Here is a 24,902-nt window from a genome sequence, read left to right as displayed (position 1 = left end):
ATTTCGGCGAACCCAAAAACTATTTCGGCGAACCCAAAAACCATTTCGGCGAACCCAAAAACTATTTCGGCGAACTCAAAAACTATAACTTCTTCCCCAGATACCACAACTTTAACAGCACTCAATGTGGGGACATAATCTTTTACCTGTCTGTGCCTCATCAATTTAAAATCTAAAATTAGATTCGCTTGATTACTTATAATTCCCTTTGAACCCCACCCCAATTTTGTCTAAAGCCAAAACCTCCCCTCCCCGCACGCCTGCGGTGTACACATAAATCCTCTGATCCCCCTAAATCCCCCTTAAAAAGGGGGACTTTGATTCTAGTTCCCCCTTTTTTAAGGGGGGTTAGGGGGGATCAAAACGCTACTAGGCAACTTTATAAGACTTCTGTGTACACCGCAGCCCCGCTTGCGGGGAGGGGATTAAGGGGTGGGGTGCAATGACTGTGGGAAGTATAACTAATTATCCGAACTTGATATAAGATCCAAAATCCTGTTAGAGGTTAACCAATGACCAATTTTAAATTTCTAAAAATTAATCATACCTTGGATAGATTTATATCTATTAATTGATTGCGATTTTTAGAAATTTCGTTATAGTCTATACATCCAAGTCTGCATAGCCAATTGACTAAGAGCCAAGTTTCCTCTAGCCTGACTATTTGGTTGGTATATCTTTTATAAGCAAAGTGTAATTGAAACTAGTAGCAGGCAATCAGAGAAAAACGTATAATCTATTTTATAGACTTCCGTATGACCACTGAACAGTTAACCAAAGAAAGCGACAATTTAGATTTAAAACAACTGCTCAGAACACTGTCAGCAGTCAAAAAAGGCAACTTTTCGGCACGGATGCCTATCGACCAAACTGGTATGGCAGGAAAGATTGCTGATACACTCAATGATATTATTGAGCAAAATGAGCTACTAACAGCAGAGCTACAGCGAATTGGTAATGTTGTTGGGAAAGACGGCAAAATTAGCGAACGAGCAACTCTAGGCGACATGCGCGGTGCGTGGTCTACCTGCGTTAATTCTGTTAATACACTAATTACCGACTTAATTCAGCCTACTGCTGAAACAGCGCGTGTGATCAGAGCAGTGGCAAATGGTGATCTTTCCCAAACCATAGCACCAGAGATGGACGGTAGACCCCTCAAGGGAGAATTTCTCCAAACTGCCCAAATGGTCAACACAATGGTGGGTCAGTTGAATGGGTTCGCTAGTGAAGTGACGCGGGTCGCCAGGGAAGTCGGAACCGAAGGAAAACTCGGCGTCCAAGCAGAAGTACCGGGAGTGGCTGGTACTTGGAAAGATTTAACAGATAACGTCAACTTGATGGCTGGAAATTTAACAGCCCAAGTCCGTAATATTGCTGAAGTGACTACAGCCGTTGCTAATGGTGATCTTTCCAAAAAAATTACTGTGCAGGTGAAAGGGGAAATTTTCGAGTTGAAGAACACCATCAATATAATGGTGGATCAACTCAACTCTTTTGCATCGGAAGTCACGCGGGTTGCGAGGGAAGTAGGATCGGAAGGAAAACTCGGTGTCCAAGCAGACGTTAAAGGTGTTGCGGGGACTTGGAAAGATTTAACAGACAGCGTTAACTTTATGGCGGGTTCCTTGACAGCACAAGTCCGCAATATTGCTGCTGTGACAACAGCTGTTGCTAATGGTGATCTTTCCAAGAAAATTACTGTTGATGTCAAAGGCGAAATTTTAGAGTTGAAAAATACCATTAACACGATGGTAGATCAACTTAATTCTTTTGTATCAGAAGTTACGCGAGTTGCAACAGAAGTAGGAACCGAAGGCAAACTTGCTGTCCAAGCAGAAGTCAAAGGTGTGGCTGGTAGTTGGAAAGATTTAACAGATAGCGTCAACTCAATGGCGGGTTCCTTAACTTCCCAGGTGCGGAATATTGCTGAAGTCACCACAGCTGTTGCTAACGGTGATCTTTCCAAGAAAATTACTGTTGATGTCAAAGGCGAAATTTTAGAGTTGAAAAATACCATTAACACAATGGTGGATCAACTCAACTCTTTTGCATCAGAAGTTACACGGGTGGCCAGAGAAGTAGGAACCGAAGGAAAACTCGGTGTCCAAGCCTATGTTAAAGGTGTGGGTGGCACTTGGAAAGATTTAACCGACAATGTAAACTCGATGGCAGGCAACCTGACAGCGCAAGTGCGAAATATTGCCGAAGTCACAAAGGCGGTGGCAAATGGCGACCTTTCCAAGAAAATCACCGTTGATGTCAGGGGCGAAATTTTGGATTTGAAAAACACCATTAATATAATGGTGGATCAACTTAGTTCCTTTGCATCAGAAGTTACACGGGTGGCGCGGGAAGTGGGAACCGAAGGCAAACTCGGTGGTCAAGCGCAAGTTAAAGGTGTGGGTGGCACTTGGAAAGATTTAACTGATAATGTAAACTCGATGGCGAGTAACTTGACGGCACAGGTGCGAGGAATTGCCAGAGTTGTGACGGCTGTTGCCAACGGTGACTTAAAGCGGAAACTGATGTTAGACGCCAAAGGTGAAATTGAGGCTTTGGCAGAAACAATCAATGAGATGATTGATACCCTGGCGACCTTTGCCAACCAAGTGACGACCGTGGCGCGGGAAGTCGGTATTGAAGGGAAATTAGGCGGACAAGCCAAAGTACCGGGCGCGGCTGGTACGTGGAAAGATTTGACTGATAACGTCAATGAACTAGCTGCAACACTGACTACCCAGCTACGAGCGATCGCAGAAGTTGCAACGGCGGTGACAAAAGGTGATTTAACTCGGTCTATTTCTGTGGAAGCATTAGGTGAAGTTGCGATCCTCAAAGACAACATCAACCAGATGATCGCCAATCTGCGCGAAACAACGCAAAAAAACACCGAACAAGACTGGTTAAAGACCAACCTTGCCAAGTTTACCCGGATGTTGCAAGGTCAGCGTGACCTCGAAACTGTATCAAAACTAATACTTAGTGAGTTAGCACCTTTAGTAGGAGCAGCCCACGGCGTCTTCTACATTATGGAAAATACAGATAATAACTCGTACTTAAAGTTACTGAGTAGTTACGCCTATCGGGAACGCAAACATCTAGCCAACCGCTTCCACTTGGGTCAAGGTTTAGTTGGACAATGCGCTTTAGAAAAAGAACGAATTTTGCTCACAGAAGTACCGCATGACTATATCAAAATTAGTTCTGGCTTGGGTGAAGCAACTCCACTCAATGATGTAGTGCTACCTGTACTATTTGAAGGACAAGTAACGGCGGTAATTGAACTGGCTTCCTTCCAACGTTTTAGCGATATTCATCTGACATTTTTTGACCAACTCACCGAAAGTATTGCGATCGTGTTGAACACCATCGCTGCTAGTATGCGTACCGAAGAGTTACTCAAACAATCCCAGTCTTTAGCCGAGGAATTGCAAAGTCAGCAAAATGAACTACGAGAAACCAACAAACGCCTCGAACAACAAGCCCGAACTCTAAAAGCATCTGAAGATTTACTCAAGAAACAACAAGAAGAATTACAAAAAACCAACGCCGAACTCGAAGAAAAAGCAGAATTACTAGCTGTACAAAAGAAAGAAGTAGAACGCAAAAATAAAGAAATTGAACAAGCCAGAGTATCTTTGGAAGAAAAAGCCGAACAACTCGCCCTATCTTCTAAATATAAATCTGAGTTTCTCGCAAACATGTCCCATGAATTGCGGACACCACTCAACAGCTTGCTGATCTTGGCTAGGCTGTTAGCAGACAATGTTGAAGGAAATCTCAACAACAAGCAAATCGAATATAGCCGCACAATCTACTCCGCTGGTAACGATTTGTTGTCCTTAATCAATGACATTCTTGATTTAGCCAAAATCGAATCGGGAACCATGTCGATTGATATGGATCAGATTCGCTTATCGGATTTCCACGAACAGATAGAACGCACATTTAGGCAAATTGCAGTAAACAAAGGACTAAATTTCACAGTTGAATTAGATCCAGAACTACCACCGACAATTTACACTGATGCCAAACGGCTGCAACAAATCCTGAAAAATCTATTAGCAAACGCCTTTAAGTTTACAGATCGAGGTGAAGTTAGTTTGCAAATATTTGTAGCCAAACAGGGATGGAGTTCTGATCAAGAAATATTGAATCATGCAAACAAAGTCATCGCTTTTGCTGTTAGAGATACAGGTGTTGGTATCGCTCCCGAAAAACAAAAAATCATTTTTGAAGCATTCCAACAAGCAGACGGTACTACCAGCCGCAAATTTGGCGGTACAGGCTTAGGTTTATCCATCAGTCGAGAAATTACCCGTTTGTTTGATGGGGAAATTAAACTAGTTAGTCAACCTGGAGAAGGTAGTACGTTTACCTTGTATTTACCCCAACCGAGTAGAGAGGGACAAGAAGGACAAGAAGGACAAGAAGGACAAGGGAGAAAAATTGCTCCCCCCACTCCCCACACCCCCCACACTCCCCCCACTCCCTCTCCCCTCTCCTCCTCGCCGATCATTGATGACAGAGACAATATGCAACCGGGCGATCGCACACTATTAATAGTGGAAGATGATATTAAGTTTGCCCGAATTCTGTTAGATATGGCGCGACAAAATGAATTTAAGGGTATTGTTGCTCATGGTGGCAACACGGGTTTAGCATTAGCTAATGAATATCAACCTTCTGCGATTATCCTGGATATTCGACTACCAGGAATGGATGGTTGGGCGGTACTAGATCGCCTCAAACATGACGCCAAAACCCGTCACATTCCTGTACATGTGATGTCAGCAGAAGAAGGAAAACAGCGCAGTTTGCAACAAGGTGCGATCGCTTACTTACAAAAACCCATCAACAGCGAAGCATTACACCAAGCAATCACTAAAATCAAAGGTTTTGTAGAAAGGCGAGTCAAAAATTTACTAGTTGTAGAAGATGATGAAAATCAACGCCTGAGTATTGTGGAGTTAATTGGTAATAGTGATGTTGCTACTACTGCTGTCAGTAACGGTAGTGAAGCATTACAAGTCATCCAAAATGGGCAATTTGATTGCATAGTTCTGGATTTAGGATTACCAGATATGAATGGTTTTGAATTAATCGAACAAATCAAGCAATCCCCAAATGGCGAAGCATTACCAATAATTGTCTATACTGCCAGAGAATTAACTAGAACTGAAGATGTGCAACTGCGACGCATCGCAGAAACAATTATTGTTAAAGATGTGCGATCGCCAGAACGTCTTTTAGATGAAACTGCTTTATTCTTACATCGTGTCCAAGCTGATTTACCTGCACCCAAACGTCAAATCCTCGAACAATTACAAAACTCTGACTTTCAACTCGCAGGTAAAAAAGTTCTCATCATTGATGACGATGTTCGCAATATCTTTGCCCTAACTAGTATGCTAGAACGTTATCAAATGCAAATTTTGTATGCGGAAAATGGTAGTGATGGCATAGAAGTTTTACAAAATCATCCTGACATGAATGTTGTCTTAATGGATGTGATGATGCCAGAAATGGATGGCTATGAAACCACCCGACGTATCCGCGCTAATCCGAATTTTAAATCTCTGCCAATTATTGCCCTGACTGCTAAAGCTATGCAAGGCGATCGGGAAAAATGTATTGAAGCTGGTGCATCTGACTATATTACCAAGCCTGTTGATATTGAACAATTACTTTCACTATTGCGTGTCTGGCTATATCAGTGATAACTTGATTTATCCAATGAATTCCAAATGGTAAATAACAATTTCAAAATAGGGACAAAAATTGGCGCAGGATTTGCTTTAGGTTTATCAATTCTTGCAACTCTCGGATTTATTTCATACCGCACTACTAACAACTTAATTGACAATTCTCGTTGGCAAGCTCACACTTATAGAGTTATCGGCGAATTAAATGATTTAATTACTAATATTCAAGATATAGAAATAGGGCAAAGAGGTTACATAATTACTGGGGATAAAAACGCTTTGTTGTCTTATAATAATGCATTACCAAATGTTGATAAAAATATTAAAAATCTGCGTAGTTTGATATCAGATAATTCTCTACAACAAAATAGATTAGATAATTTAAAAGCAACAATCGATGAACGTCAATCTATTGTCCAAAAAAGAATTGCTTTACGAGAGGATCAAGGATTTGATGCCGCTAGACAACAGATACAGCAAGACAATGGTAGGGTTTTATTAGATAGAATCCGTCGTATAGCCACAGAGATGGAAGCCGAAGAAGTGCGACTTTTAAAAAAGCGTACTGACAAGACTGAAATTGCTGCTCAAGAAGCAACTGATACTATTATCTATGGTATTCCTCTGGCTTTTTTATTATTAACTTTAATTGGTATTTATCTCACTAAAAATATTTCTCAGCCACTCGGAGAAATATCTCAAGCTACAGAAAAATTAGCCGAGGGAGATTTGTCTGTAAGTGTACCAGTTAGTAAACGCAGGGATGAAATAGGAATACTGACACACGCATTTAATCAGATGATCGCCAATCTCCGCGAAACAAATCTCAGAAATAATGAACAAAACTGGCTCAAGTCTAACCTTGCCAGATTTAGCCAGATGCTGCAAGGACAAAGAAATTTACAAAATGTTGCGAGAATGATTCTTGCAGAACTTGCACCACTGGTAGGCGCACAACAGGGTGTTTTCTACTTGATGGACTTTGAAAATGAGCAACCCTTACTAAAACTACTGAGTAGTTATGCATACCAAGAGCGTAAAAGCCTATCAAATAGATTCCGCTTCGGTGAAGGATTGGTGGGACAATGCGCCTTAGAAAAACAAAAAATTATACTTACAGATGTACCAAGTGATTATATCCGTATTAGTTCTGGCTTAGGAGATGCTAAACCCTTAAATATCATTGTATTGCCTGTATTGTTTGAAGATGAGGTAATCGCAGTCATGGAATTAGCCTCTTTTCAAATATTTAGTGAAATTCATCTCATTTTTTTAGACCAAGTTAGTGCAACTTTTGGTGTAGTGTTGAGTGCTATTAGTGCTGATATTCGTACTCAAGAACTTCTAGAAGAATCTCAACAATTAACTCAACAATTACAACTTCAGCAACAAGAACTTACACAGAAAAATCAACGCTTAGAACAACAGTCTCAAGAGTTACAAACATCAGAAGAAATCCTGAAACAGCAGCAACAAGAATTAGAAGAATCCAACGAAGAATTACAACAACTTAATACTGAATTAGAAGAAAAAGCCGAATTATTATCTAACAAAAACAAAGAAGTAGAACGTAAAAATAACGAAATCGAACACGCCAGAATGTCATTAGAAGAAAAAGCCGAACAATTAGAACTTTCTTCTAAATATAAGTCTGAGTTTCTCGCAAATATGTCCCACGAATTGCGGACACCACTTAACAGCCTGTTAATACTAGCAAAAATGCTAGCAGATAACGTTGAAGGCAATCTCAGTCATAAACAAATTGAATATAGCGAAACAATTTACTCTTCAGGCAACGATTTGTTATCATTAATTAATGACATTCTCGACTTAGCCAAAATTGAATCAGGAACCATGTCTATTAATATGGTTCAGCTACCATTTCCCGACTTCTGCGAACCATTAGAACGCACTTTTAGACAAGTAGCAATTGACAAAGGACTGAATTTTACAATTGAATTAGAGCCAGAATTACCATCGACAATTTACACAGATGTCAAACGGCTACAACAAATCCTCAAAAATCTACTTGCTAACGCTTTTAAATTCACAGAAAAAGGTGAAGTTAGCTTAAAAATATTTTTAGCAAAACAGGGCTGGAGTTTTGATCGTCAAACATTAAATCAAGCTGAAACAGTTATTGGTTTTGCAGTCAAAGATACAGGTATCGGTATCGCTCCCGAAAAACAAAAAATCATTTTTGAAGCATTTCAACAAGCAGATGGTACTACCAGCCGTAAATTTGGTGGTACAGGTTTAGGTTTATCCATCAGTCGAGAAATTACTCGTTTGTTTGATGGAGAAATTAAACTAGTCAGTCAACCTGGTGAAGGTAGCACATTTACGTTGTATTTACCCCAGGTAAATAGAGTAGAGGGACAAGGGAGACAAGGGAGAAAAATTGCTCCCCCCACTTCCCCCACTCCCTCCTCTCCCCACACTCCCCTCACTTCCCCTACTCTAGTCATTGACGACAGAAACAACATCCAACCGGGCGATCGCACACTGTTAATTGTGGAAGATGACACTAAGTTTGCTCGTATACTTTTAGATATGGCACGGCAATGTGATTTTAAAGGAATCCTTGCTCATAGTGGTAATACTGGTTTAGTCTTAGCACAGGAATATCAACCGACAGCAATTTTGTTAGACATCCATTTACCAGGAATCGATGGTTGGACGGTACTAGATCGCCTCAAACATGATGGAAATACTCGCCACATTCCTGTACATGTGATGACTATCGAAGAAGGAAAACAGCGCAGTTTACAACAAGGTGCGATCGCCTATTTGCAAAAACCCATCAGCAGCGAAGCACTACACAAATCACTAACTAAAATTAAAGGTTTTGTAGAAAGACAAGTCAAAAATTTGCTGATTGTCGAAGATAATGAAAATCAACGTAAAAGTCTTGTAGCGTTAATTGGTAACGGTGACGTTGCGACTACTGCTGTCAGTACTGGTAGTGAAGCATTATCTGCGATCGCCAACGAACAATTTGATTGCGTAGTCTTAGATTTAGGACTACCAGATATGAGTGGTTTTGAATTAATTGAACAAATCAAACAACTACCGAACGGTGAAGCATTACCGATTATTGTATACACAGCAAGGGAATTGACGAGAAGCGAAGATACACAACTGCAACGTATCGCAGAAACAGTAATTGTCAAAGATGTGCGATCGCCAGAACGTCTTTTAGATGAAACTGCTTTATTCTTGCACCGTATCCAAGCTAATTTACCCGCACCTAAACGCCAAATTCTCGAACAATTACAAACTTCCGATACCCTACTAGTAGACAAAAAAGTTTTAATTATAGATGACGATGTTCGCAATATTTTTGCTTTAACTAGTCTGCTTGAGCGTTATCAAATGCAAGTTTTATATGCTGAAAATGGAAGTGATGGTATTGCTGTTTTAGAAAATAATCCCGATGTTAATGCTATCTTGATGGATATAATGATGCCAGGAATGGATGGCTACGAAACTACCCGTCGCATCCGCGCTAACCTGAATTTTAAATCTCTACCAATTATTGCCCTAACTGCCAAAGCTATGCAAGGCGATCGTGAAAAATGTATTGAAGCTGGTGCATCTGACTATATTACCAAGCCTGTTGACACTGAACAATTGCTGTCGTTGTTGCGTGTTTGGTTGTACCGATAGGATTCTTTCCTCAGACAGAGGTGTGAGTTCTGATTTTAAATGTGTGGATAGATGCAGGAATTTATACTTGCAGTTTATAAATAATAAAGTGAAATATAGTCAATGGTTAATGGTTAATGGTTCAATGATTAATCAATACGGTTTGGATAATACCAATTCTCTGTAAAGCTGCACATTATTTTAACCCTTCCCAACCTCCCCTTACCAAGGGGAGGTGCCGAAGGCGGTGGGGTTCTTTCTATGCATCTTCATATGGAAATGGTATAAGACAAATAGATTGACATTTAAATCCTGTACCAGACGTGATATATCGCGTCTGGTACATACCCAAAATTATAACTAAAAATTCTTAACCTAACCGTATTGAATGGTCTATTGCCAATAGTCAACCAACTACCAACTACCAACAAACATATATTTATTGATATTATCAAATTAACTAAAAGAATATGGAGAAGGAAGAACTAGAAGATGTAGAAATTCAATTGTTATTAGAAGGTATATATCGTTATTATGGATTTGATTTCAGAAATTATGCCTTAGCTTCGCTCAAACGGCGAATTTGGAATACCGTAAAAATTGAAGGTTTAACCACTATCTCTGGACTACAAGAGCAAGTTCTTCACCACCCAGAGTGTCTCGAAAGATTATTATTAAATCTATCGATCAATGTTACGGCAATGTTCCGAGATCCAAGCTTTTTTTTGACTGTTAGAAATAAAGTAATTCCAATCTTAAGAACTTATCCTTTTATTCGTATTTGGCACGCTGGTTGTTCTACTGGTGAAGAAGTATATTCTATGGCTATTTTGCTGAAAGAAGAAGGACTTTATCACCGTTCGCGTTTATATGCTACTGACATGAATGAAATGGTTTTGCGTAAAGCAAAATCGGGTATTTTCCCATTAGCAATGATGAAAGAATATACTCATAATTATATACAATCTGGTGGTAATAAATCTTTTTCTGAATACTATACAGCAGCTTATGGAAATGCTATTTTCTCATCAGAACTTAAAGAAAATATAATTTTTTCATTACATAATTTAGCTACTGATAATTCTTTTAATGAATTTCATGTAATTTTTTGTCGTAATGTATTAATTTACTTTGATAAATTTCTTCAGCACCGAGTTCATAAACTTTTTTATGAAAGTTTAATTAGATTAGGAATTTTAGGATTAGGACGTCAAGAATCTATTAGATTTACACCTTATGAACAAGATTATGAGCAATTAATCAATACTGAAAAAATTTACCGAAGATTGAGCTAGTACCAGTTCCTTGGAAGTCAAAACTCACGCATTCACGCATTCAAAAGAATTGTATTCCGGGCTTTTGCGTCATTTTAAATAGTATGTTTATTTACGTCGTGCTGTACTAGATTTTGTTGTTTCTTGTTTGTTGCTTGTTGTTTGTTGCTTGGAAAATCAATCCCCAACCACTAACCACCAACCACTAACACATGAAATGAATGAAAAGTTATGACATACAAACTCATAGTGATCGGTACATCTTTGGGTGGTTTAGAAGCTTTACAAGTCATTTTGTCTGGTTTGCCAGAGACTTTTCCTATACCAATAGCCGTTGTTCAACATCGTCATAAGTCTTCCGATGATACATTAAGATTACTATTACAAAATTATAGTAATTTAGTTATTAAAGAGGCAGAAGATAAAGAAGATATTTTAGCTGGACAGGTATATTTAGCTCCAGCAGATTATCACTTACTGGTAGAAAGCAAAAGTCTAACAGTTTCTCAACCTTATTTTTCCTTATCTACCGATGCTCCTGTAACTTACGCACGACCATCAATTGATGTACTATTTGAAACTGCGGCAGAAGCTTATAATCAAAAACTTATTGGTATGTTGTTAACAGGAGCCAATCAAGATGGTGTTCAAGGACTGGCAAAAATTCAAGCACGAGGCGGAATCACTATAGTCCAAGAACCTGAGAGCGCTCATTGCTCAGTTATGCCTGCTGCTGCGATCGCACTCGGAGTCGCAGATAAAGTCTTATCATTACTAGAGATTCCTGCTTTCTTAGTAAAAATTTGCAATATATAAATTCTATAATCCCCGATCCCCGTTTCCCAATCCCCAATCCCAAGAAAACCAAAATTATAACTTAAGATAGTGGGAATTCAGCTAGCTTTAGCGTCACAGTCAATAGGAAGACGTCAAAACGGCTTGTTCTATTTCTAAAAGTGTATATTTGAAATGTCATTTGAGCCTAAAGTTAATGTTCTGTTGGTAGATGATCATCCAGAGAATTTGCTAGCCCTAGAGGCAATATTAGACAGCCTTGATCATAACTTGGTAAGGGCTACATCAGGCGCAGAAGCCTTGCGAAATCTTTTAAATCAGGATTTTGCTGTGATTTTGTTGGATGTGCAAATGCCAGATATGGACGGGTTCGAGACAGCAGCTCTAATTCGACAACGAGAGCGATCGCGCCACACACCAATCATCTTTGTCACCGCATTCAACACCAGTGACAACATGGTATTTAGAGGATATTCTCTGGGTGCAGTAGATTATCTTTTTAAGCCCATAGAACCGGAGATATTGAAATCTAAGGTAGCGGCGTTTATTGATTTGTTCCAAAAAAGCGCTGAAGTGAAGCGACAAGCCACACAACTAGCTGCAATGAATGCTGAACTCAAAAAACGCGAAGAAATGTTTCGCTCTTTGAGTGCTTGTTCACCCGTAGGCATTTTTTTAACTGATCAACATGGTAAATGCACTTATGCGAATCCCCGCTACCATGCGATTTTTGGCTTGACGCCAGAGCAAAGTTTAGATGAAGGCTGGATCACCACAATTCATCATGAAGACCAACAATCAGTAGTGGCAAATTGGTATACTGCTGCTGCTGAAGGTAGAGAATACAAAGGTGAGTTTCGCATCATCACTCCAGATGGAATTGAGCGTTGGGTTAATGTGTCCTCATCCCCAATGCTTTCGGAAGAAGCCAACGTGATTGGTTTTACCGGCACATCAGAAGATATCACAGAGCGCAAAAAAGCCGAAGAAGAACACATCAAACTCATCCGCGAACAAACAGCACGCCAAGAAGCTGAAACAGCAAATCGCCTCAAAGATGAATTTTTAGCGACTCTCTCTCATGAACTCCGCACACCTTTAACATCTATATTGGGTTGGTCTAGATTATTACGTCAGCGAAAATTAAATGAAGAAGCGATCGCCCGTGCAGTAGAAACTATTGAACGCAATGCTGGTTTGCAAGCTCAACTTATAGAAGATATCTTAGATGTCTCGCGGATTATGCGAGGCAAGCTTAGTCTTAATATTTGTCCAGTCAACTTAGTTAGCTTAACTGCAACAGTTATAAATAGCGTACGTCTAGAAGCAGAAGCAAAACAAATTCTACTTGAATATGTAGTCGAACTAGGCGAAACAGAGAACACACAAACACGGGAACGCAAAGACACAGGGAATAAAGATGAAATACTCTCCGCGTCATCGCGTCTTCCTGTCACGACGTCTTGCGAAACCACATCTTCCGTGTTCGTCTCAGGTGATCCTAACCGCCTCCAACAAGTTCTCTGGAATTTGCTTAACAATGCTCTTAAATTTACCTCTTCTGATGGCAGGGTAGAACTACGCCTGGAAGTTGCAAAGGAAAATGGATCATTGGAAATAGCGCAAGGGGGACACGGGGGAGAAGAAGACAATTTATCCTTGTCTAGTCCCTGTGCTAATTACGCCCAAATCACCATCAGTGATACAGGTGTTGGTATTAGTCCAGAATTTCTCCCCTACGTTTTTGATCGCTTCCGTCAAGCAGATGGGAGTATAACTAGAAACCACGGTGGATTAGGATTGGGATTGGCGATCGTACGTTATTTAGTGGAAATGCATGGTGGTAGTGTTCATGCTGATAGTCCAGGATTAGGACAGGGAGCAACATTTACTATAAAATTGCCATTGTTGAAAAGACACGAACAAGCCAATGATAATACAGTGACCGAGGGATGTGTAAATCAAGAATGTGCTACCACTTCCAAAGCCGAGGAGAATTTTAAGAAAGTCTCTACTGTTCCTCCAAAGTGGAAATTAAAACCAACAGAACAGACAACGAAAATAGCGTCTTCTAAAGGACTTACAGAATCATCCTTAAATGGTTTACAGGTGCTAATAGTAGATGATGATACTGATACACGAGAATATGTAGCCACCGTACTGCAAGATTCTGGAGCTGAAGTAACAGCAGTTAGTTCAGTACAATTAGCACTTTTAGCGATCGCAAAATCTCTACCGGATATATTGATTAGTGATATCAGTATGCCAGAGGAAGATGGCTACAGCTTAATCCGTAAAATCCGAAAGATGCAACCAGAACAAGGAGGGAATTTACCTGCGATCGCATTAACAGCTTATGCCAGGTCACAAGATTGCCAACAAGCCTTAGATGCAGGTTTTCAGATGTATGTTACCAAGCCAGTTGAACCAAATCAATTAATTAACTCAGTAGCAAAATTAATGCAAAGATTAAATACGGGAAGTTGATCGGGGATCGAGGATCGGGAATCAGGGACAAGGAAAGGGGGTAGCTTTGGGTAGGTGTTATGTAACGGAAATACTTAACAACCAATAACAAGTATGTAAATTTTTCATAACATTAAATTGAGTAATGCTTATATTTATATTTCGTTATTTAATTGCCTGATTAAGTGTCTTATACTTAATTGACATTACCTTAAAGATGAATGCTCGATTTCAACAGCCTAGCGGAGTTTTCCCGCACCAACTGCGTTAGTATTTGTGCATTTCTTGTGCCAGCAAACTTACTTGCCACGCTGTTGACAATGATTTTTGCCGCACTCCGTCGCCCATCATCTCAAGTTTGGCAATTAGCAATAACAGGCTGCATATTTGCTGTTGTGATGATATTGCATGTTTACACTTGGTTTATGATTGGCGTAGTCATGATTCCTACTTACGTTTTATTGTGGCTAGCTATTACTTGTTTAGTTTGTAATGTAGGGTCAATTTTATTTCACAGACACAACACTAACGCCCCAATTTTTCAAAGATAAATAAAGATGTAATGGTCTTATACCAATTAAATATGAAGCTGCACATTATTTTAACCCCTCCCAACCTCCCCTTACCAAGGGGAGGTGCCGAAGGCGGTGGGGTTCTTTCTATGCATCTTCATATGGAAATGATATTACACCCTTAGCACCCGATACGCTTCAAATGTTAACTCAGATCTTGCACCTAGCCGGGAGTAATATATGCCTATTTTGGCTATACAAACTAAGTCCGCCCACACGGACTAATCCAAAATCTTTGTAGAGACACGATATATCGTGTCTCTACATTCGGATTCATACCGCATTCAGCAACGCCAGAAATTTTAGTAAATAATGCGTCAACGTAAATGCATCTACTCCTAATTCTGTGCGTTCTTGCGCTGCCAAAATTCCGGCTTGAGCGTGCCACCAAGCAGCAGTTGCTACCATATCTTCGGCAGGTATTTGATGTGTGATAGCTTGGGCAATTAATCCACCCATTAACCCAGTTAACACGTCACCACTACCACCTCGCGCTAAAGCTGGAGTACTTTCAGGAACTATCCACACAGAACCTTGGCGATTTGCGATCGCAGTTCTAGCTCCTTTCAATAATATTACTGCTCCGCTTTGGGCTGCTGCTTCCCGTACTGCTTCGATTCTGTCTTGCTTGGCATTTGGTAAGTCGGGAAATAAGCGTTGAAATTCGCCTGCATGGGGTGTAAGTACTGTCAGTGCTTGTCGCACCACCCCTCCTTTTGTCCCCCCCTCACTAAGGGGGGTTTTCATTTCTGACAGAATATTTAAACCATCGGCATCAAGAATCAAGGGGTTTGTGCTTTCTAATACTTGCTGTAAAATCGGGCTGGCATCTTTGGTTAAACCGGGACCACAAGCGATCGCATGAAATGAATTTAAGTCTGTGTTTTCTGGTAATTGTAATTGAGCGATCGCGCCTGTTTCAGTTTCTGGACAACCGACAATCAGTGCTTCTGGCAAATGACTAACCATAATCGGCTTGAGAGATTCTGGTACAGCAATTGACAGCATCCCAACCCCACTAGCCCTTGCTCCCAATCCAGTTAAAATCGCGCCTCCAGCATAGCGACGTGAACCGCAAATTAATAATAAATGTCCTTCTTTGTATTTATGGGTGACAGCAGGACGCGGTAGAGGTAAAGTAGATAACGCAGTAGCTTCGGTAATGCGTGTAATTCGGGGTGCATCTGCCAGTACAGCTTCCACATCTGCTAAAGGTATATCAAAATCGATGAACTCTGCCTTACCGACGTATTCTAAAGCCTGGTCTTGCAATAAACCCAGTTTCCACAAACCTAAACATAACGTGTGCGTAGCCCGGATCGCGGTTCCTAAAACTTTGCCAGTATCTGTATGCAATCCAGAAGGCATATCGATACTAATAATTGGTATAGACTTTTGATTTAACTGATTAATAGCACTAGCAACAGGATCTTTGAGTTCTCTTTCTAACCCAAATCCAAATAATCCATCAACCAACAAATCGCACTCTGGCAAGTCCTCAATTGATTGATAACAGGAAATACCTAAACTCTGAGCATACTGTAAATGCTGTGTAGTTAATTCCTTAAGTTTGGCAAAAGGACTATAGATACAGACAGCATAACCGCGAAAATGCAGTTCACGGGCAACGACCAAAGCATCCCCACCATTGTGGCCAGGGCCGACGAGAATCCCGATTTTGTGTCGAGACACAGAGGAAGATGCGGGGACTGGAAAACACGCTGATGCGGAGAATACAGATGAAATACTCTCCGTGTCCCCGCGTCTCCGTGTCGCTGCGTTCTCTTTGTTCGCGTCTTCAGAAAAATAAAGTACCTCAATCCGATGCGCGATCAATCCTGCAACCTTTTCCATTAAAGCAGCTACAGGCATTCCTGCTGCAAAGATACGCGCTTCGATATCGCGCATCTGTTGTGCTGTCACTACAACTTGCGAAATTTGGGTTTTTTGTTGGTTGTTCATGGTTGATTGTCAATGTTCTTAATTAACCATTAACCATTAATCACTCATATCAGTTATCAGTGAATAGGCAAAGCTGGTAACTGTAGAAAATAGCTATAATTCTTGAGAGTAGCAATCATTATGGTCACTACATAGTGGTAGTTTAAAAATAACAGCCTAGCAATTCTTACCGATATGGAAAAAGTCGTAGTAGGACTTTCGGGCGGTGTTGATAGTTCTACCGTCGCCGCCATTTTACACAATCAGGGCTATGAAGTAATTGGTCTGACCCTTTGGCTAATGAAAGGAAAGGGTCAATGTTGCTCTGAAGGTATGGTAGATGCGGCTTCTATCTGTGATCAGCTCGGTGTTCCCCATCATGTTGTTGATATTCGAGATGTTTTTCAGACAAATATTGTTGATTACCTAGTAACTGGATACAGTAACGGTATTACACCTCTGCCTTGTTCGCAGTGCAATAAAACAGTGAAATTTGGCCCGATGTTACAGTATGCTCGCGAAACCTTGGGATGCGATCGCATTGCTACGGGTCATTATGCGCGGATCAATTATAACGAAGCTACCAGACGTTACGAACTCCTGCGGGCAATTGATCGCAATAAAGACCAGACTTACTTCCTCTATGACTTGTCGCAAGATTTACTGAGAGGTTCAGTATTTCCTCTAGGAGAAGTGCAAAAAAGTGAAACTCGCCGCATTGCCACTGAATACAATCTCAAAACAGCCGATAAGCCAGAAAGTCAGGATCTATGTCTGGTAGAAGCAAATGGCTCAATGCGAGCATTTTTGGATAAGTATCTTGCACCCAAACAAGGCGAAATTGTTGATATGGATGGTAAGGTGCTAGGGCAACATGATGGTGTTCATCATTACACAATAGGACAACGTAAGGGCTTGGGAATTGCGGCTGCGGAACCGTTGTATGTAATTGCCTTGGATGCAGCTAACAATAAAGTCATAGTAGGCGATCGCACTCTTGCAACTCAGCCAGAATGCACTGTCAATCGGGTAAATTGGGTTTCCATTGCTGAACCTGCAAGTCCTATTCGTGCGGAAGTCCAAGTCCGCTATCGTTCTCACCCCGTACCAGTGACAGTAATTCCCTTGGAAAACTCCCGCGTACGCATCGTCTTCGATGAACCCCAGTTCAGTATCACACCTGGACAAGCAGCAGTTTGGTACGAAGGAGAAAAAGTTTTGGGTGGAGGAATAATTGAGCAATTTAGCTGAATCGCCGCGACTTCTAGTCGCTGTTTCACTCTAAAAAAACTTCATATCTAGTTAACGGAAAAGGTTCTAGCAACTCACCCTCGTGTAAACTTTCTAATCGCCACCAGATAGTTTGCACAGCTATCTGTTTACCATCAACTACCTCAAAAGTGATTTCGCCAATATTATTTACTCCCACAACTGCTTTCCCAGCACCCCATTTACCTAAATAATCACGGTGATTTTTAGCCATAGCTAAATATTTTTCTAAAGGTAGCTTGCGGTTTTGTCCTGGTAAGGGAGCAGTTATAGATTGAGGCTGGACTAAATTAGTATCTTTTGGTTCATGTACTTTTTCATCTTTACCTAAAACGAAATTAATCTTATACCACCATTCCGGTTTTTTTATAACTTGTAATTCTTTATGCCAACCACGTTCTTTAAGTAAATCTATTGTGGCAGGATTAGTCTTAATAGTCCAAGGAATGCATTGCGGTACATGATCAACATAAACATGCATCACACCAATTTCTAATTCTTGTTCATCTTTATTTTCCCACCCTAAAATTTCTGCTTTGGGTAAATAATTGATTTTTTCAATTGGAAGAAAACCTTTTTTATGTAATGAATGACTTCCACCTGTACCACTAACTTCATTCTTAAAAGAACTACTAGTAAATTGAATGGCAATCAGTTCAGTTTTGATATTTTCTGAATGTTCAAAGGGACAGATAGCTGCATATTTGAGGCAAGATGCAAAACTATAGTGGACATCACCAGATAAGATAATGACACGACTTTGTTTTGCTGGTAATGCTCGTAATACCAAACAAGCAAGCAATCTTTCAAATGCTGTTGTTTCTAAACCCCAAGCTTCCGGATCAAAACCCCAAGCTGCACTACCAAATTTTTCTGCGAAAGCTTTAGCTGTCTTTTGAATTGCTTCTAAAAAAGGCACACCAACCACAGGCCCCGGAGAAATTACAAAAGTCACTTTAGCATTTTTGGGATGAACTACTTTTGTTATTTGCTGATCACAAGCTTCTTTACTCAAAAGCCCTGGAAAATCAAAATCTTTGCCTGGAAATGCTCGCCAAGTACGAGTATCAAGTACTATGACTTCATATTCTGGTCCTGTGACGGTATAATGCCATTTTAAAGAAGCATCTGTGTGGGGTATTTGTCTGGGGTGACTATTTCTAATATCTGCAATAGATGGTAAACCAATTCGCCGAGTAATTTCCTGTTCGTATTTTAAATTTTGTCCTTGAAAAGCAAACCAGCCAACAGCAGCTTTAAGTAATCCTTCTCCCGGTTTACCATCTATAAATTCGTCTGGTGTATTTCCCCAAGCTTGACAGATTGCGTATGCAAGTAAACCATTTTGGAGGATACGTCTACCTAACGGTTTACTCAGGACGCGATCGCACCACGCCATGTTTAAATACCAATCATCGGTAATTTCATGGTCGTCAAATATCATATACGTGGGAATATTAGCTAAGGCGCGTCTCACCTGTTTGAGTGTTGTCTGAAAACTTTTTAAATCCCCAAGTTCTTTTAAAAATAAATCTTCACTACTCGCAAGTGGGGGTAAATTTTGATTAACATCAGCAAATGTCGGTAAATCTTCAGGCTTGGGCCATAACACATCACACCAAGCGAATAAATACATAGTACAAAAATCACTGAATGTAAATAAGTGGCTTTTGGCAATATTAGCAATTTTATTGAGTTTAGTAATACTTGCTGTTAAACCAGCAGTATAGGTTGCTAAATTATTACGTTGACCAGCCTGCAATTCTTTAATATCTGTGACATCTGGTAATTTTTCTGACCAACCTAATAATGTTTCGCCTGCATCTATTAACATGAAAAGTAAGGCGTCGGCTACATCATCTGCATAGATTTGATCGCCTGTAAGAAAAAGTTGGTGTGGTCTTTTTTTCGGCTCTTCTACTAATGCTTCTTTAATCATCTTGTCTAAAGCTGTGAATGCATCCAAGCTTTCACCATGTGGCTTCCGACAAGAACCATGAACAATACGTAAATCTTTTAAGTCATAAGGTACAAGCTCAAAACTGGGCAAATCATAGGGAGGATATATAATTTCCCTAATTGAACCGTTTGTATTTAATATACCTGGATCGCTGATGTTTTCTTCATTACCAAATTCTAAATCATAGAGATAATTTTCCCCATATTGAAGTATATTTTCATTTGTTCTAGCAGTGACAGCAACTATATATAAATTAATACCTAATTTAATAGTTACTCTACTGCCTGTTAGTAATAAATTTTTATTCGTATCCAAGATTTTGAGAGTAACAATGCGGCTTTCTTTCAAAGCTATCCACACAGTTACAGAATTTGGTGCAGTATGTCGCAAAATCGGCCCTGCGAGAACGAGTGGTAGTTGGTGAATTCGTTCTCTTAATGATGTCCATGCCATGTAATTTGTACCATTAATTATACGATTTGTATTTAATAGTGAAATATATTAATACTTAATAAAGCATTTTTTAGAACTAAATGCTATTTTTAAGAAAAAATTTAATTAGCGATCGCATTTAGTTCAGTAGATGATAATATTGTCTCTGCTGAATTTAAGATAAATTAATGTCTTCACTCACAAATCTTCCCCAAGCTGGAGAAAAAGCACCTGATTTCACTCTTCCTAATCAAGATGGTAATTTAGTTAGCCTGAGTGATTTTCAATCAAACTGGCTAGTTTTGTACTTTTATCCCAAAGATGATACACCTGGTTGTACAACTGAAGCCAAAGAATTTACTGATTTATCTCAAGATTTTAGCGCCTTGAGAGCTAAAATTGTTGGCGTTAGTCCTGATACTGAAAAATCTCATTGCAAATTTATTCAAAAACACAATTTGTCAATTCAATTATTAAGTGATCCTGAACATCAGGTATGTGAAAGCTATGGTGTATGGCAACTTAAAAAATTCATGGGTAGAGAATACATGGGTGTGGTACGATCAACTTTTTTGATTGCGCCTGATGGTAATTTAGCTTATGTTTGGTCAAATGTGAAAGTTAAAAATCACGTTCAGACTGTACTTGCTAAGTTACAAGAATTATTTAATGGTTTGTAGTAAGGACTTTAGTGCTTATTTTTTAAGGACTAAAGTCCTTACTACGAACTACTAATCATAAGCACCCTTCACACATTAAAATTATTCACAGCCCAATCACTATCAATTGTAATTCCTCGACTTTGCATTGCTTGGATAAATAAATCAGTTGATAATGCTTCTTCAACAGGCCAAACTCCTGGTTTATTGAGTTTATCTTCTAATAAAAATTGAACAATACTACCCGTACCACAACCAGCAGAGGTAGCTGTATTTTCATAAGTTAAATTAGAGCGATATACAGCTTGTTGTCTGTTTTTTTGTCCCGTTATTTCTGAACGAACTGCCACCCCAATACCAGTAAATTGATCAGTAAAATTGGTCATTGTATGGCTGACATGAGATAAAAATTCTACACCATTAGGATTGTTTATCCATGATTTAGGAAAGACATGCGCTGCAATCCAAGTTAAATGGTTATAAAAATCGGGAACAGAACCAAATTTAGTAATTACAGTTTTAATTTCTGGAAAAGCATGGGGTAAAGTAAAAGTTTCTGGCATATCAAACCAGTAAACACCACTGCGTCCATAGGGAGATGGAAAGTCAACCGTTTCTCTTTCACTATAAGGTTTAACTGTTTGCCATTTCCCATCTATCAAAGCTTCAAAAGAATTTTGTAAGCCGAGAAATGTGGTTCGCATTACTGTTATACCAGCACCACCAGAACCAGATACCAAATAACTCAAATGTATTTTTTCTGGTACATCAAATTGTTCAATATCATGACGTACCATACTATTAGAAATGCCGGGAAAAATGCCAGTATTAACTATCGCTGTCACACCCGCAGCTATAGCTTCTTCATGATATTGTAAGGCTTTAATAGTGAAAGAACGATGGTCGCTCACATCTACATAATTAACACCCTGTTCAATACAAATTTTCAGCACATTCGCATCTCGAAAATGAAACGGACCAGCGCAGTGAACTACTACGTTAACAGAAGCGATCGCCTGCCGCAATTTCTCCACCTCTGCCAAGTCCAACACCATATATTGCAAAGATGTATTATTTTCCATTTGTGCAGGTGTACGTCCAGTGACGATAATTTCTGCCTGCGTGTGAGTGAGTAGATCTTGAGCAACACTACCACCGATGCGTCCCCTTCCGCCAAGAATTAAAACCCGATCTGTCATTGCTCCGATATTGGCAACAGTAGCTTTATTACATCAATTTTTAGTTATGGTTGTCATCACTAATAGGTATGACATTTATGAGTGATATCAGGTTCGCTTGATTACTTATCAGCGCTTTTGCATCTAAATGGAGGAATATACCCCTCCCAACCCAATACTCCTCCCTAACCCTTCCCGCTTGCGAAGGATGCGCGTAGCGGTGCAGAACTGTATTGCCTATTAAGATTCGTGGATAAGGAGGACGAGTTATTTTCGCTTACCTACTTATCGACCTGCATTGTTAATGTATCGACCTACATTGTTAATGTATCGACCTGCATTGTTAATGTATCGACCTACATTGTTAATGTATCGACCTACATTGTTAATGTATCGACCTACATTGTTAATGTATCGACCTACATTGCGAATGTATCGACCTGCATTGTTAGACAGTAGACCTCTTGCAAAAGTCGAATGAACCCCCCTCAATCCCCCCGTTCACGGGCTACGGTGTACACACAAGTATCCCGCCTAGAACTAAAGTTCCAGGCTCATAGCGAAAGTCCACTCAAGTGGACTGGAACAAACTTTTTTTTGAGTCCTCTTCAGAGGACTTGCGCTATGAGACTCGGAATAAATTCCGAGGCGGTACAGATGCGCTCAACCTAGATTTGTGTGTACACCGTAGCGTTCACAGGGGGAAGATTTAGTTCCCTCCCCGTTTACGCTTAGGGTTAGGGTGGGGTAAAAATATTTTTGCAAGAGGTCTAGTGTAGAAACGCGAAATAACCCTGCGGGATCTTGCTATGCGTCTCTACAAATTTATCTGTATCGTGATTAATGTCAAATGGTATCACCCCTGATTCTCCAGCTGCATCCTTTAGAAGTTAGGGATCTAGGAGTTCAAATTCTCACTTATTAATCCCAAACACCGATCCAACTGTGGATTTAATCGAACCCCACCCATCTTTGAAAGTTTGAGCGATCGGATGCTTAGATTGTAAAAACACCCGCGCACAGTTGCGTCCAGGCATTCCGGAAATAGAACCACCAGGATGAGTTCCCGCACCAGTCAAGAATAAATTCTCAATTGGTGTTTTATAGTTTGCTATTTCCGGTAAAGGACGGAAAAACACCATTTGATCAAGTGTCATATCAACATGGTAATAATTCCCCTTGTAAGCACCCAATCTTTCACCCAATTCTGCTGGACTTTCAACACGACGGGCAATAGTAGCACTTTTTACATTCGGCGCATAGTCTGCTAATTTATCTATTACCTTGTCTGCAACTTGATTTTTTAGCTCATCTGTCCAACCAGTACCATTTAAACCAGTACCATCTGCATCCGCAATTTGATAAGGGGCAAAAAATTCAATCCATGCAGTATGTTTACCTGGTGGCGCCATCGATGGATCTAGCATTGTTGGCACTACTAAATACATTGATGGATCAGAGTCAGGAATTTCTCCCAAGGTACATTTACTATGAGCTTGTTCCACATGAGAAATTGAATCTGCAATTAACACAGACCCAATTAAATATTCATCTTTATGTTGATGATGTTCAAAGCGTAGTGGTTCGTTTAGTGCTAAGTCAATCTTGAGGATGGTTTCATTGTTGTTAACAATGCGCCGTTCTAATCTTTCTCGTAGATCTGCATCAGCAGCATCTACATCACTTTCATCCATCAATTGTAAAAATAATCTTTTGGCATCAATATTAGAAATCACCCCGTGTTTAGCGCGATATACTGTACCATTACCTACCTGTACACCTACAGCACAACCGTTATCAATCAATACTCTATTAACATGCTGCTCGGTGAGGATCACACCGCCTAAACTTTTGACCAAGTTTACTAAAGCTTGCACCAAAGCACCCGTACCACCACGAGGTCTAGCCATACCAGGATTATGACGCATTGCCATCATAATTGCCCCAATCGCAATAGTTTTTTGTGAAGGCGGCGCACCAAGTTCAGAAGCAAGTCTTGCTAGTGGTGCTTTGAGAAACTCCTCATCAAACCACTCATTAAGAATATCCTCAGCGCTGGTTAACATATTGCGAACAAAGTCCAGCGTTTTATTTGGAGAACCAATTACTGAAAGTAAATCTTTCATCTTGGTAACGTCGTAGTTACCCAAAATATCAAGAATTGACTTTGGCGGTGCATTAAACATCGGAATCATTGCACCTATTGCCCGTTGCCAATATTCTGTATATTCTTTATACTTTTTGGCATCACGTTCGTTGTAACGGGCAATTTCTGCACATGTTCTGTCTAGAGATTTATGACCTAAAAAATATTTTCCATCGGGATGAGGACAAAATACAACTGGATCACATTCTAAATACTCCAAACCATATTTTTTGAGTTCTAATTCTTCTACTACTGGCCCAAGATGAATAAATTCATGGTCAATAGCACATAGATTAAACTTGAAACCTGGTGCTTCTTGTGGCAAGCATTCTTCTGTAGTTGCTGCACCTCCTGGAACAGAACGTTTTTCGAGTAATAGAACACTGTATCCTGCTTTTAATAAATAGGCAGCACAAACTAGCCCATTATGCCCAGCACCAATAATAACAACATCGTACTCTTGCATAGTGATAATTTTAGAAATAGATGTCTTTTCAATGTTAGAAATACGTTAAAAATAGTACATCAATCATCAGTCATAGAAATTAATATTTTTGCCAAAATCCATAGACATATAACTTTTGGTAGTTCTTAAAAAAATTTACTAAATATAGACAAAAAAATAATTTTTGATTTTGATCTTTATTGCCCACTAACAATCTATTAGTTTGTTCAATTGATAAAATCTTATGCCTTATAAATTCAAAAGAAAACCCCACCCTTACCGGGTGAGGTCATTTCTTAAATTATGCACACACGTTTAGATTACAAAGCATTACCACGAGGCAGAACTTCCTCTGGGAATACAAATTTCTCGTGTGGCTGATCTTGAGGAGCCATCCAAGCGCGGATAC

12 protein-coding genes are annotated in these 24,902 nt (G+C 39.8%); 8 read left to right on the top strand and 4 right to left on the bottom strand.

Features of this window, described 5'->3' with window-relative positions:
• Positions 1-755: 755 nt before the first annotated feature.
• The 6 genes from AC5JMK_RS00060 to AC5JMK_RS00035 all read left to right on the top strand — a co-directional run bounded on the left by AC5JMK_RS00060 (position 756) and on the right by AC5JMK_RS00035 (position 14,442).
• Positions 756-5,723, top strand: a complete 4,968-nt coding sequence (locus AC5JMK_RS00060; protein WP_495909105.1) for a response regulator — start codon at positions 756-758, stop codon at positions 5,721-5,723.
• A 27-nt stretch (positions 5,724-5,750) separates the two neighbouring features.
• A complete protein-coding gene (locus AC5JMK_RS00055; protein ID WP_495909104.1) occupies positions 5,751-9,377 on the top strand; it encodes a response regulator in 3,627 nt (1,208 codons plus the stop codon).
• Between the two features lie 449 nt (positions 9,378-9,826).
• Positions 9,827-10,651 (top strand): CheR family methyltransferase, encoded by an 825-nt coding sequence (locus AC5JMK_RS00050; RefSeq protein ID WP_096674953.1) that lies wholly within the window; start codon positions 9,827-9,829, stop codon positions 10,649-10,651.
• Between the two features lie 210 nt (positions 10,652-10,861).
• Entirely contained in the window at positions 10,862-11,446 is a 585-nt protein-coding gene (locus tag AC5JMK_RS00045) for a chemotaxis protein CheB (RefSeq protein WP_096674952.1), read from the top strand.
• 153 nt (positions 11,447-11,599) lie between these two features.
• Positions 11,600-13,912, top strand: coding sequence for a hybrid sensor histidine kinase/response regulator (locus AC5JMK_RS00040; protein WP_096674951.1), 2,313 nt, complete (start codon positions 11,600-11,602; stop codon positions 13,910-13,912).
• Positions 13,913-14,112: 200 nt separating this feature from the next.
• Positions 14,113-14,442 carry a hypothetical protein gene (locus AC5JMK_RS00035; RefSeq protein ID WP_096674950.1) on the top strand — a complete coding sequence of 110 codons (330 nt, stop codon included), beginning with the start codon at positions 14,113-14,115 and terminating at the stop codon, positions 14,440-14,442.
• Positions 14,443-14,736: 294 nt separating this feature from the next.
• Here AC5JMK_RS00035 and AC5JMK_RS00030 read toward each other — a convergent pair whose 3' ends face one another.
• Entirely contained in the window at positions 14,737-16,425 is a 1,689-nt protein-coding gene (locus AC5JMK_RS00030; RefSeq protein WP_096674949.1) for an NAD(P)H-hydrate dehydratase, read from the bottom strand.
• Between the two features lie 174 nt (positions 16,426-16,599).
• Between AC5JMK_RS00030 and mnmA the strand changes: the two genes are divergently transcribed.
• Positions 16,600-17,655, top strand: coding sequence for a tRNA 2-thiouridine(34) synthase MnmA (gene mnmA / locus AC5JMK_RS00025; RefSeq protein WP_096674948.1), 1,056 nt, complete (start codon positions 16,600-16,602; stop codon positions 17,653-17,655).
• Between the two features lie 25 nt (positions 17,656-17,680).
• Here mnmA and AC5JMK_RS00020 read toward each other — a convergent pair whose 3' ends face one another.
• Positions 17,681-20,086: a metallophosphoesterase family protein gene (locus tag AC5JMK_RS00020; protein WP_096674947.1), complete on the bottom strand. Its 2,406-nt coding sequence runs from the start codon at positions 20,084-20,086 to the stop codon at positions 17,681-17,683.
• Between the two features lie 167 nt (positions 20,087-20,253).
• On the opposite strand from AC5JMK_RS00020, the gene bcp reads away from it, so the two are divergent.
• Complete coding sequence (gene bcp, locus AC5JMK_RS00015; RefSeq protein WP_096674946.1) at positions 20,254-20,745, top strand: thioredoxin-dependent thiol peroxidase; 492 nt, start codon at positions 20,254-20,256, stop codon at positions 20,743-20,745.
• Between the two features lie 68 nt (positions 20,746-20,813).
• On the opposite strand, the gene AC5JMK_RS00010 is transcribed toward bcp, so the two are convergent.
• Together AC5JMK_RS00010 and crtO are read right to left on the bottom strand one after the other, a co-directional pair.
• Positions 20,814-21,923, bottom strand: a complete 1,110-nt coding sequence (locus AC5JMK_RS00010) for a saccharopine dehydrogenase family protein (protein WP_096674945.1) — start codon at positions 21,921-21,923, stop codon at positions 20,814-20,816.
• 893 nt (positions 21,924-22,816) lie between these two features.
• Positions 22,817-24,547 carry a beta-carotene ketolase CrtO gene (crtO, locus tag AC5JMK_RS00005; RefSeq protein WP_495909106.1) on the bottom strand — a complete coding sequence of 577 codons (1,731 nt, stop codon included), beginning with the start codon at positions 24,545-24,547 and terminating at the stop codon, positions 22,817-22,819.
• Positions 24,548-24,902: the final 355 nt, after the last annotated feature.

It is taken from the genome of Pelatocladus sp. (assembly GCF_059505505.1).
Note: the sequence above shows the minus strand (reverse complement) of the source record. Positions and strands in the feature narration are given on the sequence as shown.

Bases quoted from the DNA above. Each gene is read 5' to 3' on its own strand.
- AC5JMK_RS00045 (WP_096674952.1), top strand. From the start codon at position 10,862: ATGACATACAAACTCATAGTGATCGGTACATCTTTGGGTGGTTTAGAA.
- AC5JMK_RS00035 (WP_096674950.1), top strand. From the start codon at position 14,113: ATGCTCGATTTCAACAGCCTAGCGGAGTTTTCCCGCACCAACTGCGTT.
- AC5JMK_RS00050 (WP_096674953.1), top strand. From the start codon at position 9,827: ATGGAGAAGGAAGAACTAGAAGATGTAGAAATTCAATTGTTATTAGAA.
- bcp (WP_096674946.1), top strand. From the start codon at position 20,254: ATGTCTTCACTCACAAATCTTCCCCAAGCTGGAGAAAAAGCACCTGAT.
- AC5JMK_RS00060 (WP_495909105.1), top strand. From the start codon at position 756: ATGACCACTGAACAGTTAACCAAAGAAAGCGACAATTTAGATTTAAAA.
- mnmA (WP_096674948.1), top strand. From the start codon at position 16,600: ATGGAAAAAGTCGTAGTAGGACTTTCGGGCGGTGTTGATAGTTCTACC.
- AC5JMK_RS00055 (WP_495909104.1), top strand. From the start codon at position 5,751: ATGGTAAATAACAATTTCAAAATAGGGACAAAAATTGGCGCAGGATTT.
- AC5JMK_RS00020 (WP_096674947.1), bottom strand. From the start codon at position 20,086: ATGGCATGGACATCATTAAGAGAACGAATTCACCAACTACCACTCGTT.
- AC5JMK_RS00010 (WP_096674945.1), bottom strand. From the start codon at position 21,923: ATGACAGATCGGGTTTTAATTCTTGGCGGAAGGGGACGCATCGGTGGT.
- AC5JMK_RS00040 (WP_096674951.1), top strand. From the start codon at position 11,600: ATGTCATTTGAGCCTAAAGTTAATGTTCTGTTGGTAGATGATCATCCA.
- AC5JMK_RS00030 (WP_096674949.1), bottom strand. From the start codon at position 16,425: ATGAACAACCAACAAAAAACCCAAATTTCGCAAGTTGTAGTGACAGCA.